Here is a 17,281-nt window from a genome sequence, read left to right as displayed (position 1 = left end):
TGAGTAAACTTCGCACTAACAGAAAAGTACGAATAATTGCCTTAAAGGGCCATAGTTTGATAGAAGAACTTATCCTTCAGTGGTTTAATCACTTCCGGTTTGGTCTCAAACAGCCCGAAGATACTGGAACCTGATCCGCTCATGGCAGCATATGCTGCGCCATGTTGGTACAATTCTTCTTTTATCTCTTTGAGTAGTGGGTGTTTCTCAAAGACTGAGCTTTCAAAATCATTGATAAGTTGTTCTCTCCAGGCACCGAAGTCCTTTGAGCTCAGCAACTGTTCCAGGTCATATTCAGGAGTCTGAGGATTGACTCCGGCATAAGCTTCTTGCGTGGAAACGTGGATGCCAGGATGAATCAGTATCATATGAAGTCCTGAGAGATCGAGGTCAAATGCTTTCAAGTCAGTACCGGTGCCACTTGCCATGGCTGGAAGGTTCTGTATAAAGAAAGGGCAGTCGCTTCCTAGTTGGGCTGCATAATCTTCCAGAAAGCTATCATCTAAAAACAACTGATAATACTCGTTGAGGGCCTTCAGCATGAAGGCAGCATCAGCAGATCCACCGCCTAAACCTGCGCCAATAGGAATATTCTTGTGCAGGTGAATATTTATTTCCGGGAGATGGAAGTCCTTCTTGAGCATTTTATAAGCCCGAAGTACCAGGTTGTCTTTTCCATCTGAAGGAATAGATGAGCCTGAGCTATTGAATGTCGTTTTCTTTTTGGCTACTACAAACTCCAATGCATCCTGAAGGGGGATGGGATAGATGCAGGTATTGATAGCATGATAACCGTTGCTGAGCTTTTCAGTGATTTGCAGCCCGAGGTTGATTTTGGCGTTGGGGAAAACGAGCATGTGTATCTAAAAAAGGTGCCTTGAAATCAACGAATTGCTTTCAAGACACCTTTCAGTCTATTATTAATCTTTCTTCAAATCTTCGATCAGACGATCTGTGATCCCTGATGATGAGAAACCACCATCGTGCATCAGGTTTTGCATGGTCACCATGCGGGTGAAGTCTGAGAAGAACATGACACAGTATTTGGCACAATCCTCTGCACTGGCATTACCCAGCGGAGACATCTTATCGGCATAGTCGAAGAAAACATCAAATCCGCCAACACCTGTTCCGGCAGTAGTCATGGTTGGTGACTGAGAGATGGTGTTAACACGTACATTCTTCATTCTGCCGAATCTTTCTCCATAACTTCTGGCAATAGACTCGAGCATAGCCTTGGCCTGAGCCATATCTGAATAGTCAGGGAATGATCTCTGAGCAGCTATGTAAGACAAGCCCATAATGGAACCCCATTCGTTCATGGCGTCCAGTTTCTCGGCTGTCTGCATTACTTTATGGAATGAAATGGCAGAAACGTCAAGGGTTTTCATCAACCAGTCGTAGTTAAGGTCACCATAGTCGCGGCCTTTTCTAACGTTAGGACTCATGCCAATCGAATGTAGCACGAAATCTATTTTACCACCCAATACTTCCATCGACTTGGTGAATAGATTCTCCAGGTCTTCAATTGAGGTAGCATCAGCTGGAATGACTTCAGCATTACATTCTTCAGCCAGTTTATTGATGGTACCCATTCTTAAAGCAATAGGGGCATTGGTGAGGGTAAAAGAAGCACCTTCGGCACTTGCAACCTGAGCTACTTTCCAGGCAATGGAACGCTCATCAAGTGCACCAAAAATAATTCCTCTTTTTCCTTTCAATAGGTTATGTGACATATGCTTGTTCTTTTTTCGATTCCAAAAATAGGTATTTGGTTTGAATTTGAACCTTTAATCAGTTGGTAAAGCTGCTTAAAACTCCTGAAGGAAATAATTACCCTTCAATACCCACTGATCTGACTGTTCGGCCCCGAGTACTTCAGTGTATTCTTCATTACTTCTACCGATTGAAACCATTACTTTTTTGAATGCTTCGCCATCTTGCTGAAAGAGGTAGAAAGTGTTGTTTTCTCTGATCAGTTCCTCATTTTCAATCAGTGCCACTTCATCGCTTCCTATCACAATTCTGGCCTCGATAAAGGTGCCGATCTTCAGTTGAAGCGACTCATCTTCCAAATGACCATGTACCCTCAGTTTGTTAGAAGAGACATCAGGATTGATCAGGTAGACTTCAGCGGTATAAACCTGATCACTACCGGGGAGATTGAATTCTATTTTTTGGCCTTTTACAATTTTGCTGGCATCCTTAGCGAAAACATCGAGCTCCAGGTGCTTATGGCCTTCATTCAATAACTCTAAAAGGGGTTGATCTGAATTGATAAACTGTCCATTAGTCACCATTACCTTACTCACTTTAGCATCGAATGGAGCTTTAATGGATATTTCATTTACCGGTCCATTTTTCTCTACATAGTCAGGGCTAATACCGATGAGCTCAAGTTGAGAACTAAGTGTTTTGTAACGGACCTGGGCTTTGCTCAATGCTCTTTCAATCTCATTGATTTCCTTTTCAGAAGTAGCATTGGAAGCAATCAGGCTTTTCTTACGTTTCAGCTCTTTGGTTTGGAAATCGATCTCTATTTTCTCTTCCATGAGCTGTTGCTGAAGAACAATCAGGTTTGGGTGACTTAGTTTAGCCAGTACCTGTCCTTTTTTTACCGCCTCACCCTGAATGACATCCAGGTATACAAGATTAGCAGCAATGTAGCTATGCATTACTTTACGCTCCATAGGCGGAACATCAATAATACCTGTTGCCGTCACAGTTTCAATGAGTGGTTTCACCTGAAGGTTGCCCACCGGAATGTTTTGTGTTACCGGCTGTTCGCCAGTCGTTTCTTGAACAGATTCAGTATTCGCTGGCTGATCTGAGCAACCCAGCCAAACAAAGGCGCTTAGGGTTAGGAGTATAGAAAGTCTTTTCATGATTTAATTTTTTTCTGTTAGGAATTCGAGTTGAAGCTGTATAGCCGCTAACTCCTGATAGATTGATATTTTCTGATCGAAATAGCCGAGGTGATTATTCACCAGCTGAGACCATTCGAATGCATTGATTTCACCACTACTGAGAAGGGTTTTTAACCCCTGCCAGTTTTCATTCATTTGATCATTACCCGGGATAAAGTCCAGGGCATTTTGCAAATGAATTTTATTTTTGTTGAGCTCTCTGATTTTCTGTTCATAATCGAAAAGAAGCTGTTGTTGCTCGTTTCTACGCTTTTCTACCTCAAGACTTCGAATCTTGGCTGTTTGCTTAGGTGCACTTGAGAACAAGGGCATGCTGATACCGGCTTTAAAGCCTTGCAAACCTGTCAGGTTAACAATTCTCTGCTGAAAATAACCCACCCGGAACTCAGGAGCATACTGTGCTTTGGCTTCCTTAATTTGAAGCTCCATCCATTGCAATTCAGCCTGCTGACTTTGTGTGAAAAGTGTAGAAATGGAATCGGAAGTATGGTTCAACCAATCCGTTGAAGGGATGGCTTGTGGTACTCCGTTGATCGGTTCACCACACCATTTACTCAGTTCAGCCAGGGCACTTTCTCGTGTCATAGAGGCTTTCAACTGTTGTTTGCTCAGACTAAGTACTATGCTTTCTACACTAAACTGATCCTTAAGATTTAACTCACCTGCAGCTCTTGCCTGCTTGAGTGTATTGTTGATTTCCTGTAACTCAGGTAGCCATTCATTGATTTGCTCAAGGCTCTGTTCGGCAAAGTACCACTTAAACCACAGGCTCTTCACCTGCGAAATCATAAACTGTTCTTGAAGCAATTGTTCTGACTGAACAAAGTCAGTTCCAGCTTCAGCCGCCTTTCTGGCCGCGCTCATATGGAAAAGATTGCCTAAGCTCTGATCAAACTGCCATTGCCAGTCATTTACATCTTCATTGATTTCACCATAGGTGTAGTCGAATGAAGTGCTGCCCAGCTGGAAGGTAGCCTTTTCACGGCTCTTACTCTGTTCCAGGGCAATGGGTAGGTTTTTGAAGTTGGCATGATTGGCTTTTGCCATTTCTACAACGTCATCCATGCTGACAGCTCTTTCCTGTGCATTGAGTGAACCAAATGCCAGGAACATGATCAGTATACCGGCTGCTTTGGTCAGTGTTTTCTTATTGAACATGACATACAGGTTTGGTAAAATGAATAAGGTAAGCAGAGTAGAGGAGATCAAACCTCCAATTACTACTGTTGCTAATGGTTTTTGTACTTCAGCACCCGCTGTCACTGAGATGGCCATGGGTAAGAAGCCAAAGGCGGCCACGGCTGCCGTCATCAATACGGGTCTGAGTCGGGCTAAACTGCCTTCAATAACCACCTCATCGATGGAGTTGTGGCCTTCTTTTCTCAACTGATTGTAGTGAGAGATCAATACAATGCCGTTGAGTACAGCCACACCAAACAAGGCGATAAAACCAATACCTGCTGATATACTGAAAGGCATTCCACGAATCCATAAGGCCAGAATACCACCGATGGTTGACATGGGAACTGCGGAAAAAATAAGGGCTGCATACTTTACCGATTTGAAAGTGAAATACAGGAGTACGAAAATCATCAATAGTGCAGCCGGCACTGCAATGCTCAACCTTTTTTGAGCTGCTTCCAGGTTTTCAAACTGCCCACCATATACAACATAGTAGCCGGCAGGGAAGTCGATGTTGGCATTGATGGTTTCTTCAATTTCCGAGACCAGGCTGGCAATATCCCTGTTTCTGATGTTCACCCCAATGGTAATTCTTCGCTGAGCGTTCTCACGGGTAATTTGCATGGGGCCTTCTACAATCTTTCTGTCAGCCAGTTCATGAAGTGGGATTAACTCTCCTTCCATACTGGTTACATAGAGCTTGTTGAGATCAAGTGAACCTCGGTTAGCATCATTGTATCGCACTACCAGATCGAACTTCTTTTCATTTTCGAAAACCACACCTGCTTTCTCACCTGCAAAGGCTGTTCTCACTACCTGGTTAACTGCATCAATAGACACATTGTATTGCGCCAGCTTTTCCCTTTTAATGTCGATGACAAGCTGTGTTAAGCCTGCGGTTTGCTCTACTTTGACATCGGCAGCTCCTTCGATATTTTCCGTAAGGTCTGCCACCTCCTGAGCCAGACGAGCCAGCTCGTTCACGTCCTCACCGAAGATCTTGATGGCAATATCTGTCTTGGCACCGGTCATTAATTCATTGAATCGAAGCTGTATGGGTTGGGTGAATTCAAATGATGCACCCGGAATAGCTTCGAGCTTTTCTTTCATCATATTCACCAGTTCTTCCCGGTCTGTAGCCGTGGTCCACTCTGATTTATCTTTCAGAATGATCATGATATCCGCATCTTCAATAGCCATTGGGTCAGTTGGTACTTCGGACGTACCAATTTTGGAAACCACATGCTTCACTTCAGGGAAGTTGTGTTTCAAAATGGTCTCTGCCTGATTGGCTGTTTTGATACTTTGTTGGAGTGAACTTCCCGGAGGAATAGCCATTTGCATGGCCAGGTCACCTTCTTCCAGCGTTGGAATAAACTCTGCACCCAAAGTACTCAGTAGTACAGCACATGCCAGGAAGGCAGCTACTACAATACTCAAAAGCATCTTTGGCCATTGTAGGGCAGACCTCAGAGCAGGGCGATACTTATTCCTCATCCAGTTGACCAGTTTGTCGGAAAGCGTATTATGAGCCGATATCTTTTTCTTAAGGAAAAGACTGGTCATCATAGGTACATAAGTCAGCGAGAGTATCATGGCTCCCAGCAAGGCAAAACTTACGGTGAGTGCCATGGGCTTAAACATCTTGCCTTCCACTCCGGTGAGGGTAATCACGGGTAGAAATACGACCAGAATAATGAGCACCCCAAATGCAGCTGACTGATAGATTTTGGCAGATGACTTCTTGACAATATCATCCATTTCGAGTTGAGTAAGCTGTTTGCCTACATAACCCACATAGATTACATGCAGGGCATTCTCAACAATAATTACGGCCCCATCTACCACTATACCGAAGTCTATGGCTCCCAGAGACATCAGGTTGGCCGATACCCCAAAGAGATTCATGAGAATAAAGGCAAACAGCATAGATAGGGGAATGACTGAAGCCACAATGAGTCCCGCTCTCCAGTTGCCTAATAAGAGGAGCAGTACGAAAATAACAATCAGACCACCTTCAATGAGGTTTTTGCTCACGGTATCAATCGCGCGCCCTACCAGGTTAGATCTGTCCAGATAAGGCTCAATAGAAACACCCTCCGGCAGACTGCTTTGTATCCTTTCTATTCTTTCATGCACATTGGCAATGGCCTCTGAAGAGTTGGCGCCTTTCAGCATCAGAGCAATACCCCCAACAGCTTCACCTTTTCCGTCTTTGGTCATGGCACCATAGCGCTTCGGGCTGCCCCATTTAACCTCAGCAATGTCTCTGATGAGCACAGGATTACTACCCTGATGTTTGACAATGATGTTGTTCAGGTCATCGAGGTTGTCAATTCTTCCTTCTGAACGGATGTAATAGGCATTAGTGCTTTTCTCGATATAGCTACCACCACTGTTCTGGTTGTTCTTTTCCAATGCATCGAAAACGTCAGACAAGGTCAGATCGAAGCTCCTGAGAATCAGAGGGTCAATGGATACTTCATACTGTTTGAGGTAGCCACCGAAGCTGCTGATTTCAATAATGCCCGGAATACCGCTCATTTGCCTTTTGACGATCCAGTCCTGAATGGTTCGCAGCTCCATTGTGCTGTACTGATCTTCATATTCGGGCTCTACAGCGAGTATATACTGATAGATTTCACCAAGGCCGGTTGTGATGGGCATAAGCTCAGGGGAACCCAGGCCGGGAGGAATTTCTTCTGCTGCCAGTTTTAATTGTTCCTGAACGAATTGCCTGGCATCGAGCTGTGACATGCCATCTTCGAAAACGATGGTAACCACTGACAGTCCGTATCTGGAAATGGATCTGATTTCCGTAACCCGTGGAATATTGGCTACGCTGATTTCTATGGGGAAGGTGATCAATTGCTCAACTTCCTGGGGTGCAAGGGTAGGTGACGTGGTGACTACCTGCACCTGGTTGTTGGTGATGTCCGGTACGGCATCAATTGGCAATTGCTTTAGGGAGAAAATACCACCTACGGCAATGGCAATGACCAACAGGAATACTATAAATTTCTGTTCAACAGAAACGTGAATTATTTTTTTGAACATGGTGTGAATGGATTAAATCAATTAATCGATAAGAAATGGGGTTATAGCCCCATGGACGGAATTCTACACCAATACGGGGGACCTCGCTGCTGTTGCAAACGGAGGTATTCACTATCCTTAAGAGAGAATGTGTAAGGAGTGTTATGCTCTGGCTCTTCTTCCTGATCAGGAGTAAAGAGTAATAGGGTGGCCATGAAGGCCATGTCTGGCATAGACAGTTCCAATGGGTTTTCATTCTGGAATTTTTCCAAATGATCTTCACCTAAATCGGGATGAAAAATGAACTGTAGCCAGTTAACCAGATTGCTGTCGTTCTGTACTTCAGCAATGCTATGGTCATAGCTTTTAGAAACCTGATGATGCTGATGAGGGGTAATGCTATGAAGCATTACTATAAATGTTGCAAAAGCAATAAATATTTTCCCTGCATTACGCATGGCGTAAATATAGAAAAAGAAATAAAACGATAACGGTACTTTTGTTACGTTTTGATAATCGGCTTGAAAATGGGCTTATGCAATCATTAACGACTACCAATAAGTTCTTTAGCCGAGTCGAAGGCTGTACTGGATGGATTTTTACCACCGATCATTTCTGCAATTTCCCTCACACGATCTTCAGCACTGAGCAGTTTAATCTGGCTACTGGTAGTACTGGTGCTTTCGTCTTTAAAGACGAAGTAATGGGCTGCTCCTTTTGCTGCGATCTGGGGTAGGTGGGTGATGGTAATAACCTGGTGATTAGAAGCCATCTTCTGCATCATCTGGGCCATTTTAATGGCAATCTCACCAGAAATACCCGTATCAATTTCATCAAATACAATAGTAGGAAGTGCAGTCTTATCCGCTAAAATATACTTGATAGCAAACATGAGTCTGGAGAATTCACCTCCGGAAGCGGCTTGTTTCAGGGGACTCGGGGCTATTCCCTTGTTAGCTGAAAACAGTATGTCGATACTGTCGCAACCATTGGAGTTAAGGGCTGTTTCTGTTCTTTTTACTTCTACTGTGGCGTTCGGCATGCCCAACTCTGCCAGTAATTCACAGACCGAGCTGCTGAATTTTTTGGTGACTGAAATTCTGCTTTCACTGAGTTTAATGGCCAGATCTTTGGCTTTCTTCAAAGCTTCAGCTTCAGCCTTGGCCGCTTCTTCAATGGCCTCGTCCAGGTTACTTACCCGAAGCACCTTGCCACCCAGATCATCGTAGATCACCAGTAGCTCTTCAATAGAAGAAACCTGATGCTTTTGTTGAAGTTTGTAAATGAGGTTGAGTCTGTCCTGACATTCAATGGTTCTTTGTGGGTCTACTTCAACTTTGCCATCTTCTGTTTCCAGTTCATTCACAATGTCTTTGAGCTCTATCTGCAAACTTTCGAGTCTCTCACGAAGGTTGTCATAGTTTTTTCCATAGCTGCTGATTGAGCTCAGGATAGATTTAAGCTCCTGAATCATGGAAGAAGCATTGAATTCCGACTGGTCAGAAATCATCAGGGCTTCATTCAGCTTAGTTTTGATCTCTTCTGCATGCTCAAGGCGCGACAATTCTTCTTCCAGTTCTTCCTGCTCCCCATTTTGTAATTGAGCCTTGTCCAGTTCCTCGAAGAGAAACTGATTGTAGTCGGCTTCCTTACTGATTTGAGTGCCTTCCTCAATCAGGTCCTGGTGTATTCTTTGTTTCTCCCTAAATGCTGAATAGGCCTGCTGATAGGCTTCAAGCAATGACTTATTGCCCGCGATAATATCAAGTATCTGAAGCTGATAGATGTTGTTTCCCAGCGCAAGGGTTTCGTGCTGCGAGTGAATGTCCATTAATCTCAGGCCAATGGCCTTGAGCGCATCAAGGGTGGTAGGGGTATCATTAATGAAAGCTCGTGATTTTCCGTTGGCGCTAATCTCTCGTCTGATAATGCATTCATTTTCATAGTCCAGATCGTATGCTTCGAAAAGTGCCTTCATTTCATAGGCCTTGACATCAAAGACTCCTTCAATAATGCACTTTCTGCTTTCGTCAAAGACTACCTTGGTTTCAGCTCTTTTTCCCAACAGCAAGCCAAGTGCGCCAAGCATGATTGACTTTCCGGCACCGGTTTCTCCGGTGATAATATTCAAGGAAGAGACAGGCTTGATTCGTAGTTGTCTTATCAGGGCGTAGTTCTCTATGGAAAGATTGCTGAGCATTGAGCAAAAGTATCAATTCAGCCTGCTCAAAACAATACTAGTTCTGTACGATTTTCTGATAGCGGGCTCTGTTGGTGGGGTCGAGCTTCAAAAGCTCGTTATAGACCTCTCTTCTGAGTCTCACATCACCCTGAGAAAAGATATTGACCAACTCATCACTTTTAGCGTCAAGAAAGGAAATAATAAGGATGGAGTTAGGCAGTACGGAGTTGACTTTTTGAATCTCTTTTAGTGCATCCAGTATATTCTGACGGGCACTTTCTGGTTCTGACTGAAAAATATCTAAGCCATTGAGGTGGTAATCATAAATAGCCTGACGTACCGGTTCATATTGTCCATTGCTCATCAGGTTTTCAATAAGCCAGTAGCGGTTTCTTCTGTTTTGAAACTGACCCCAACCCACGGCACCAGAGTTTTGGGCATTGTTCACAATGTTCAAAGCTGTCTGGTAAAAGGATGTGCCACCTAATGGGCTGAAGGAGTCATAGTCAATACCCAGGGCTACATAGGCGTAAAAGGCCAGGAGGGAAGTAATATTATTGGTGAAGTTATTCTCATTGAACTGCAAGGGTTGCGATTGGGTGAACTGGAATTCCCAGTCTCTGTCGGCAAAGTTGAGAAGCAAGGTCTCATAAGTCGTACCGTAAACAGGTCGAACTACCTGAACCTGCGCATTGGCGGTAAACTGGCCAATACTGGGCTGGTCCTGAATGGTTAGCAGCAAGTTGGCTTTGATCTTTTCATTGTTCCTGAATTGATCATTGGTCCATTTGGTGTCGTTGAGAAAACGCTCGAAAGCCGTTTTCATCTCATCGAAAATAGCTCTTTCGGTAGTCTGTACTACCTGCGCATTAATATTAACAGTGAAATTAAGCTCTTGCCCTTTCAGGAGGAAAAGGTTGAAGAATAGTAAAAAGAGCGTTAGACTATATTTTTTCAAGAATGCTGTGGATGATGTCTTTAGCAACTTCTTTTTTAGACTTTAACTCAAAATGTTGAATATTATTGGCTTTGTCAATGAGTGCGATCTTGTTGGTGTCATGACCAAAGCCTGCGCCTGAATCCTGAAGCGAATTCAAAACAATGAGATCGAAATTCTTACTCTTGATTTTACCCTTGGCATTTTCTTCTTCATTGTTGGTTTCCAGGGCAAAACCAACGTTGAATTGATGGTTTGACTTCTTGGCTCCCAGGGTTTTGGCAATGTCAATGGTTTTGGCCATTTCGATCTTAAACTGATCTTCAGTTTTCTTGATCTTTTGAGTGGCTGGTGCACTTGGAGCATAATCAGCTACTGCAGCTGCGAAGATATTGATATCAGTTTGTGTGTAAACCTTTTCACAGGCTTCGAACATCTCCTTACCACTTTTCACTCTGATTAATTGAATGGAAGGGTGTTCTATGTTGAGATGAGTTGGTCCGGATACCAGTGTGACTTCAGCTCCTAAGTTGGCAGCCTCTTCTGCCAGAGCATAGCCCATTTTACCAGAGCTATAATTGCCCACAAAGCGCACAGGGTCTATCGCTTCGTAGGTCGGACCTGCGGTGATGAGTATTTTCTTACCGGCAAAGGGCTTATCCTCATTGAAGAAATCATGCAGATAATCTACCAGCTCTTCAGGTTCAGCCATTCGGCCCTGACCTATCAGTCCACTGGCAAGCTCACCATGTCTTGCTTCTATCAGTCGGTTGCCAAAACTTTCCAGTTTTTTGATATTGGCTTTCACGGCATTATGCTGATACATGTCCAGGTCCATAGCTGGTGCAAAAAAGACAGGACAACGGGCAGAGAGATAAGTAGCCAATAAGAGGTTATCACATAGTCCATTGGCCATTTTACCAATGGTGTTGGCGCTGGCCGGAGCTATGACAAAAACATCGGCCCAAAGTCCTAACTCTACATGATTATTCCATTCACCATCATTGCCTTTGGTAAAGCTGGACAGTGCCGGATTTTTGGATAGGGTTGAAAGGGTTAGGGGAGTGATGAAGTCTTTGGCTGCTTCGGTCATAATTACTTTGACTTCAGCACCTTCTTTCACCAGGAGCCTAACGAAAATAGCAGCCTTGTAGGCTGCTATGCTGCCGGATACTCCGACCAGTATCTTCTTTCCTTTCAACATGAAAGCTTATTGTTCAGCCTCAGCTGCTTCTTCTGCTTCTTTGAATCTATGGTAGATTTCACCATTTAAAAACTCTTCGATAGCCATGGCTGTAGGCTTAGGCATTCTTTCGTAGAATTTAGAAATTTCAATTTGCTCTCTGTTTTCGAAAATCTCTTCAAGATTATCTACAGTAGAAGCAAACTCAGCCAATTTACCATTTAGTTCTTCCTTCATGGTTGCTGCAATCTGCTTAGCTCTCTTTGAGATAATAGCCACTGACTGATAAATGTTGCCGGTAGGCTGAGCGATCTTGTCAGTATCTCTGGTAATAATTGATGGACTTGCTGCCATTTTAGTCTATTTTCAGTTTGTTTAATTCTTTCACTGTTTGCTGATAGTAATCTTCTGCCTTATTCATGTATTCACTGGCAGGATACTTTTCAGTAAATTCTTTATATAAATCGATAGTCTTATCGAATCGTTCCTTTTTCTTATCTGGAATACTGTTATCAGCCAGTTTGTAACTGGTTTCAACACTCAAATATAGTAACTCCTCATTGTATTTAGAGTCAGGGTAGTCGTCCTTGAAAGCTTCAAAGGTAACTAAAGCTGCTTCAAGATAAGTTTTATAAGATAAGCCGGTGGTTAATCTGTAATAAAGCTTAGCGGTTGAATAGGCTTTTGTTTCGAATCTAACCTGTAGCTCATCAATGATTTCATTGGCTCTTTGGTAGTACTGCGAGGCAGGGTAACGGTTCAGGAAGTTCTGCATGGCAATCACGGCCTGCTCAGAACTGGCCTGATCAAGATCCGGATCTGGTGAATCCAGGAACAATGAATAAGCCTCCATATACTGGGCTTCTTCCGCCATCTGACTTCTTCCAAAGGTCTGATAGAACTCCTTGAATTGATAGGCAGATAATTGGTAAAAACCCTGGTAATACTCACAATAGGCCCAGTAGTATCTGATTTTTTCAGCTTGCTCTGAACCGCGGTAGAAAGGATAAATACGCTCGAAGAGTATTTTAGCCTTTTCATATTTACCTCTCTCGTAATAGGCAATTGCACCATTATACAATTCCTCATAGTCGTTCGAGCGCTCCAGTTTACCAAGTGTGTTGCTACAGCTGGTGTACAGAGTAAGGATTGCTAAAAACAATAATAAAAGAGGGGTCTTTTTCATGAGCCTGCAAAATTACCAGTTATGGTAGACATTTCCAATTATTCAAAACTAATGAGAAGCATTTTCAAATCTGGCTATTTGTCTGAAGATTAACCTTTTTTAACCGCAAGGTCATCTGTCATACCTCAAGTGGCGGGCCACCTGTCGCAATAGAGGGCGTTGGTCGCTTCTCCATAGAAAGCCACGTAACTTACGGTCGATGGGAGCGATCTCCAATTCCGGTTTTACCTGACCATCTACCTCAGTATAGGTTCTTATTTCAGTAACTGTGCTTTGACTAAAGTATAGTGCCATATTAGAACACTTCATTTTGTTCATAGAAGAAGCTCCGGTGGCCTCTCTGATGTAGTAAATACTCTCGCCATTGCCATTAACATCTGTTTTGGAAATAAAGCCTCCATCGAAATACACCTCCATATTTCTACCCTTAACCTGATTGAAATTGTTGGAACTGTCTTGCTGAATGACAAAAGCGTCAATGGCCAGGTTCATCTTATGAATTTTGCTTTCTCTTACTTCAATATTGATAGAGTCTGCCGTCATCTGACTATTCTCTGCCCATATAACGGGGTCCCGATACATGTAAATTGTAGAGTCAGCAAAATTATAACTGACCGAATCAGCTTTACCCTGCATGTTAGACTTGAACATCTGCACATTGTGATAGGCAGTCAGGTATTTGTTTCCTTCTTCGAATTGATTGGAATAAAGAGTATCAGCGCTAATGAAGAGCGAGTCACCCTCCAGCATTTTCCGTAGGTAAGCATTTTCATATACCACTGCCTCTTTACGAAGCTTAAGGTACCTGCCCTTGTCACCATAGATAGTGAGTGAATCGGGCTTGGACGTCATTTTTATTTGCTGGCTGGCACTATAAACCTGTTTTGCGTCATCAGCCACTATGGTGTCAGCTTCTATATAGACATCTTCATTGCTGATACTGCCTTCGTAGATTTCCGCATATTGAGTTTCTCTGTTATAAATCAGGCCATTGGTTGTGTTCAGCGTGTCACCCTCCGTTGTAATGCCTTTTGTTCTTCCCTTCGTTCTGGCAAGTGAACTATTAGAATTATAAAATAGTGTATCAGTATCCATGTAGAAGTCAGGGTTTACCATTTCTACGCTATCATAAAACTCAGACTCTTTGGTATCAGTGAAATAATAACCAGACAAGGAGGTAAGTTCATTATTGGCATCTACCAGTCGGCCACCATTGAAGTAGTTGCCTACCCGAGTGTTTCTGTTATAGTCCAGATTGTCGGTATAAAGGGTCACGCTATCATCCTTCATCACCACATGGTTTCTTAGGCGTGCTATCCGTGTATTACCGTCATATTCCAGATAGTCGCTACTAATATTGACCGGGTCAACTGTGTCTATGATGCGAACATGACCAAAGGCTTGCGCGGAGTTGGTCAACTGGTTAAGGTAGGCTGAGTCACAATAGATATTTGTGTTGCCCTGTACCAGCCAAACATTGTCCTTTAGCTTCTGAACATTTTGGTTATCCCTTTTCACCAGAGATAAGGTGCCTGCTTTTTTGAGTGTCACTTTAGTCTGGCTGAATAAAGCAGTGCTCAATAGTAGAAACAATAAGAAATAAGTGATTTTCCTCATTTTCAATAGACGGCCGCAAAATTAGCGATTTGTGCTATTTTTGAGCCATGCTTGATCGCTTTTTGGAGTTTATCAAAAAACATGCCCTATTCAACGAGAAGGATAAACTGTTGTTGGCGGTAAGTGGTGGTGTGGATTCTATGGTGCTACTGCATCTTATGCAGCAGACTAACTACCCATTTGCTGTGGCACATTGCAATTTTCAATTGAGAGGTAATGAAGCAGATCAGGATGAAGCTTTAGTCAGGAATACTTGTGAAAAGCACCGGATTGAATGTTACATTAAAAGCTTTAATACCCTGGAGCATGCCAGTGAGAAAGGAATCTCTACCCAAATGGCAGCCCGAGACCTGAGGTTTGAATGGTTCCGTGCTCTTTGTCATAAAAAGGGGTATCCATATGTAGCTTTGGCTCATCATCAGGATGATTCTATAGAAACTTTCTTCATCAACCTGGCCAGAGGAACATCCTTGAGAGGGTTGAGAGGAATACAGGCGAAGAACGATAACCTTGTGAGACCTTTGCTATCCTTTTCTAAAGAAGAAATCGTGGCTTATGCCCAAAAGGAGGGGATTGACTGGAGAGAAGATGCAAGCAATCAGCAAACCTACTACAAGCGAAATCTTATCAGGCATGAGCTGGTTCCGGTACTGCAAAAGCTCAACCCTGATTTTATGCAGGTGATGGGTGAAAACCTTGAAAAACTAAATGACCGATATTCCAGAACTGAAGTTATTTATAGTCAACTCCGAGAAAAGCTGATTCAAAGAGGAAATGGAGGTTATATCATTAATAAAGAGGCCATCCGTGAGGAATGTCAATCTGCATATGATGTATATGAACTGCTCAGACCATTCCATTTCAATTATGCCACTTGTCAGCAGTTGTTTAAATCCATTGATCAGTCAGGTGCCGTCTTCAAATCAAAAGATTACAGACTGAATGTAGATAGGGAAGACTTGTTGATTAGTTCGGCAAATGATACACCCCACACTGTAGATTCCTTTCGGTTAGACGGTCAATCGGAAAGTTTTGATCTTGGTACTTCTCGCTACCTGATTCAATCTCTGCCAAAAATTGAGTGGCAGTTAGACAGAGATCCAGCCAATGCTGCTTTTGACTTTAATCGACTCCAATTCCCTTTGGAGGTCAGGCCCTGGCAGGAGGGAGACAAGATTCAGCCTATTGGTATGAAGGGAAAGAAGTTGATTAGTGATCTTTTGATTGACCTTAAAGTACCGAATTATGAAAAATCAAAGGTGATGGTTATGTGTTCGGGAAAGGAGATTATCTGGGTAATTGGCATCAGAATATCAGACTCCTTTAAGGTAACCGAAACAACTGTTAATGTTTGGCAGATAAAAAGGTCGAATCCTGACCATTAATCAAAATTATAGCTTAAACAATTGGGTCTGAATTTCATTTAGAATATTGGCGTATTAACTTTGCGCCATTGTAAAAACAAACTAGAACCCCATGAAAGTAACTGTAGTAGGTGCCGGAGCAGTAGGTGCCAGTTGTGCTGAGTATATTGCTATTAAAGACTTCGCTTCAGAAGTGGTATTGATAGACATCAAAGAAGGTTTTGCTGAAGGTAAGGCCATGGATTTGATGCAAACTGCGTCTTTGAACAGTTTCGATACAAAGATTACCGGAACCACTAACGATTACTCTAAAACGGCTAACAGTGATGTGGCTGTAATTACTTCTGGTATTCCTCGTAAGCCAGGTATGACACGTGAAGAGTTGATCAGCACCAATGCAGGTATTGTTAAGTCTGTTGCTGAAAACCTGATCAAACATTCACCTAACGTGATCATCATTGTAGTATCTAACCCAATGGATACCATGACTTATCTGACTCACAAGGCTACCGGACTACCTAAAAACAGAATTATCGGTATGGGTGGTGCTCTGGATTCAGCTCGTTTCAAGTATAGACTGGCCGAAGCTCTTGACGCTCCAATCTCTGATGTTGACGGAATGGTAATTGGTGGTCACAGCGATACAGGTATGATTCCTCTGACCAGATTGGCAACAAGGAACTCTGTTCTTGTATCTGAGTTCATCAGTAAAGAGAGAATGGAACAAGTGAAACAAGAAACTAAAGTAGGTGGTGCTACATTAACCAAATTACTGGGTACTTCAGCCTGGTATGCTCCGGGTGCAGCAGTATCAGCGATGGTTCAGGCTATTGCTTTAGATTCTAAGAAAATGTTCCCTTGCTCTTGCCTGTTAGAGGGAGAGTATGGACTGAATGATATTTGTATCGGGGTACCAGCATTGATTGGTGCTAACGGTATTGAAAGCATTGTTGAGATTGAATTGAGTGATGCTGAAAAATCTGAATTGACCAGTAGTGCAGAATCAGTTAGCAAAACTAACGGATTGCTTTAAGCATATAGATCAGAAATAATAAAGCCCCGCTCTGTTCAACCAGTGGCGGGGCTTTTTATTTAGAGAGTCAATTATTACTAGTTTTGAAATATTAGTTTTCCTGAAGGATCAAGGATTTTGAATTTCGTTTGTGAAAGAATAGAAATTTCCTCGCTGGTACCGTCTGTCTCTTTGTCGCCATCCATGAAGATTAAAACGCCTTCATCATACTCCTTGAATTTACCTTTCTTACCCTTTGATACTTTGATTTCACTCAGTAATTCACCTTTCCCATAAGCATTCAGGCCTACCTTGAATTGTACCAGGATATCACCATCCTCAGTATATTCCATAAAATCACCGAAAAGCTTATTCACCTTGTAATGTCTGACACTTTTGGTGTGTCCATCAGAGAAGAATTCTTTAGCTTCTCCATGTAATCTGCCCTCGAGAGCAGCATAAGTAAACTTGAGAATACTATTCTCATAGTAGTCAATAATCTCACCCGTTACCGGTTGGTCTTTGTGTTTGTAAATGCCATTGAAAAAGTTTACCTCTGAGATAAGTACTTTTTCTGCAGCCTTGTCTGCAGACAACATTAATAAGGTAAGGCTGAGTAGTCCGAGTTTTTTAAATACCCTTTTCATTTAATTGG

General features: G+C 42.7%; 14 protein-coding genes. 2 read left to right on the top strand and 12 right to left on the bottom strand.

Features of this window, described 5'->3' with window-relative positions; genetic code table 11:
- Positions 1–41: 41 nt before the first annotated feature.
- The 11 genes from ispE to ACOOEY_RS02560 form a co-directional block, all read right to left on the bottom strand.
- Positions 42–857 (bottom strand): 4-(cytidine 5'-diphospho)-2-C-methyl-D-erythritol kinase, encoded by an 816-nt coding sequence (gene ispE, locus ACOOEY_RS02610; RefSeq protein ID WP_420387118.1) that lies wholly within the window; start codon positions 855–857, stop codon positions 42–44.
- A 63-nt stretch (positions 858–920) separates the two neighbouring features.
- On the bottom strand, positions 921–1,736 hold the full coding sequence (locus ACOOEY_RS02605) for an enoyl-ACP reductase FabI (RefSeq protein ID WP_420387117.1): 816 nt from the start codon (positions 1,734–1,736) through the stop codon (positions 921–923).
- Between the two features lie 75 nt (positions 1,737–1,811).
- Complete coding sequence (locus ACOOEY_RS02600; protein ID WP_420387116.1) at positions 1,812–2,885, bottom strand: efflux RND transporter periplasmic adaptor subunit; 1,074 nt, start codon at positions 2,883–2,885, stop codon at positions 1,812–1,814.
- A gap of 3 nt (positions 2,886–2,888) precedes the next feature.
- The gene (locus ACOOEY_RS02595; RefSeq protein WP_420387115.1) at positions 2,889–7,166 is read right to left on the bottom strand and encodes a CusA/CzcA family heavy metal efflux RND transporter; all 4,278 of its coding nucleotides are present in this window, start codon (positions 7,164–7,166) and stop codon (positions 2,889–2,891) included.
- 41 nt (positions 7,167–7,207) lie between these two features.
- Complete coding sequence (locus tag ACOOEY_RS02590) at positions 7,208–7,555, bottom strand: hypothetical protein (protein ID WP_420387114.1); 348 nt, start codon at positions 7,553–7,555, stop codon at positions 7,208–7,210.
- Between the two features lie 134 nt (positions 7,556–7,689).
- Positions 7,690–9,345 carry a DNA repair protein RecN gene (gene recN, locus ACOOEY_RS02585; protein ID WP_420387113.1) on the bottom strand — a complete coding sequence of 552 codons (1,656 nt, stop codon included), beginning with the start codon at positions 9,343–9,345 and terminating at the stop codon, positions 7,690–7,692.
- A 37-nt stretch (positions 9,346–9,382) separates the two neighbouring features.
- Positions 9,383–10,285, bottom strand: a complete 903-nt coding sequence (locus tag ACOOEY_RS02580) for a DUF4835 family protein (protein WP_420387112.1) — start codon at positions 10,283–10,285, stop codon at positions 9,383–9,385.
- Complete coding sequence (coaBC, locus tag ACOOEY_RS02575) at positions 10,272–11,468, bottom strand: bifunctional phosphopantothenoylcysteine decarboxylase/phosphopantothenate--cysteine ligase CoaBC (RefSeq protein WP_420387111.1); 1,197 nt, start codon at positions 11,466–11,468, stop codon at positions 10,272–10,274. Before coaBC ends, ACOOEY_RS02580 begins: the two co-directional genes overlap by 14 nt.
- Positions 11,469–11,474: 6 nt before the next feature.
- Positions 11,475–11,801 carry a DNA-directed RNA polymerase subunit omega gene (locus ACOOEY_RS02570; protein WP_420387110.1) on the bottom strand — a complete coding sequence of 109 codons (327 nt, stop codon included), beginning with the start codon at positions 11,799–11,801 and terminating at the stop codon, positions 11,475–11,477.
- A 1-nt stretch (position 11,802) separates the two neighbouring features.
- Positions 11,803–12,633 carry an outer membrane protein assembly factor BamD gene (locus tag ACOOEY_RS02565; protein WP_420387109.1) on the bottom strand — a complete coding sequence of 277 codons (831 nt, stop codon included), beginning with the start codon at positions 12,631–12,633 and terminating at the stop codon, positions 11,803–11,805.
- Between the two features lie 111 nt (positions 12,634–12,744).
- Positions 12,745–14,250, bottom strand: coding sequence for an OstA-like protein (locus ACOOEY_RS02560; RefSeq protein ID WP_420387108.1), 1,506 nt, complete (start codon positions 14,248–14,250; stop codon positions 12,745–12,747).
- A gap of 47 nt (positions 14,251–14,297) precedes the next feature.
- On the opposite strand from ACOOEY_RS02560, the gene tilS reads away from it, so the two are divergent.
- On the top strand, positions 14,298–15,635 hold the full coding sequence (gene tilS / locus ACOOEY_RS02555) for a tRNA lysidine(34) synthetase TilS (protein ID WP_420387107.1): 1,338 nt from the start codon (positions 14,298–14,300) through the stop codon (positions 15,633–15,635).
- 91 nt (positions 15,636–15,726) lie between these two features.
- Positions 15,727–16,647 carry a malate dehydrogenase gene (gene mdh / locus ACOOEY_RS02550; RefSeq protein WP_420387106.1) on the top strand — a complete coding sequence of 307 codons (921 nt, stop codon included), beginning with the start codon at positions 15,727–15,729 and terminating at the stop codon, positions 16,645–16,647.
- 77 nt (positions 16,648–16,724) lie between these two features.
- Here the strand turns inward: mdh and ACOOEY_RS02545 are convergent, their stop codons facing one another.
- A complete protein-coding gene (locus ACOOEY_RS02545; RefSeq protein ID WP_420387105.1) occupies positions 16,725–17,273 on the bottom strand; it encodes a hypothetical protein in 549 nt (182 codons plus the stop codon).
- Positions 17,274–17,281 lie beyond the last annotated feature (8 nt).

This window comes from Roseivirga sp., assembly GCF_965216855.1.
Taxonomy (GTDB): domain Bacteria; phylum Bacteroidota; class Bacteroidia; order Cytophagales; family Cyclobacteriaceae; genus Roseivirga.
This window is presented reverse-complemented; position numbering and strand designations above follow the sequence as displayed.

Excerpts from the sequence above, each read along its gene's own strand:
- ispE (WP_420387118.1), bottom strand. The coding sequence starts at position 857 with ATGCTCGTTTTCCCCAACGCCAAAATCAACCTCGGGCTGCAAATCACT.
- ACOOEY_RS02605 (WP_420387117.1), bottom strand. The coding sequence starts at position 1,736 with ATGTCACATAACCTATTGAAAGGAAAAAGAGGAATTATTTTTGGTGCA.
- ACOOEY_RS02600 (WP_420387116.1), bottom strand. The coding sequence starts at position 2,885 with ATGAAAAGACTTTCTATACTCCTAACCCTAAGCGCCTTTGTTTGGCTG.
- ACOOEY_RS02595 (WP_420387115.1), bottom strand. The coding sequence starts at position 7,166 with ATGTTCAAAAAAATAATTCACGTTTCTGTTGAACAGAAATTTATAGTA.
- ACOOEY_RS02590 (WP_420387114.1), bottom strand. The coding sequence starts at position 7,555 with ATGCTTCATAGCATTACCCCTCATCAGCATCATCAGGTTTCTAAAAGC.
- recN (WP_420387113.1), bottom strand. The coding sequence starts at position 9,345 with ATGCTCAGCAATCTTTCCATAGAGAACTACGCCCTGATAAGACAACTA.
- coaBC (WP_420387111.1), bottom strand. The coding sequence starts at position 11,468 with ATGTTGAAAGGAAAGAAGATACTGGTCGGAGTATCCGGCAGCATAGCA.
- ACOOEY_RS02570 (WP_420387110.1), bottom strand. The coding sequence starts at position 11,801 with ATGGCAGCAAGTCCATCAATTATTACCAGAGATACTGACAAGATCGCT.
- ACOOEY_RS02565 (WP_420387109.1), bottom strand. The coding sequence starts at position 12,633 with ATGAAAAAGACCCCTCTTTTATTATTGTTTTTAGCAATCCTTACTCTG.
- ACOOEY_RS02560 (WP_420387108.1), bottom strand. The coding sequence starts at position 14,250 with ATGAGGAAAATCACTTATTTCTTATTGTTTCTACTATTGAGCACTGCT.
- tilS (WP_420387107.1), top strand. The coding sequence starts at position 14,298 with ATGCTTGATCGCTTTTTGGAGTTTATCAAAAAACATGCCCTATTCAAC.
- mdh (WP_420387106.1), top strand. The coding sequence starts at position 15,727 with ATGAAAGTAACTGTAGTAGGTGCCGGAGCAGTAGGTGCCAGTTGTGCT.
- ACOOEY_RS02545 (WP_420387105.1), bottom strand. The coding sequence starts at position 17,273 with ATGAAAAGGGTATTTAAAAAACTCGGACTACTCAGCCTTACCTTATTA.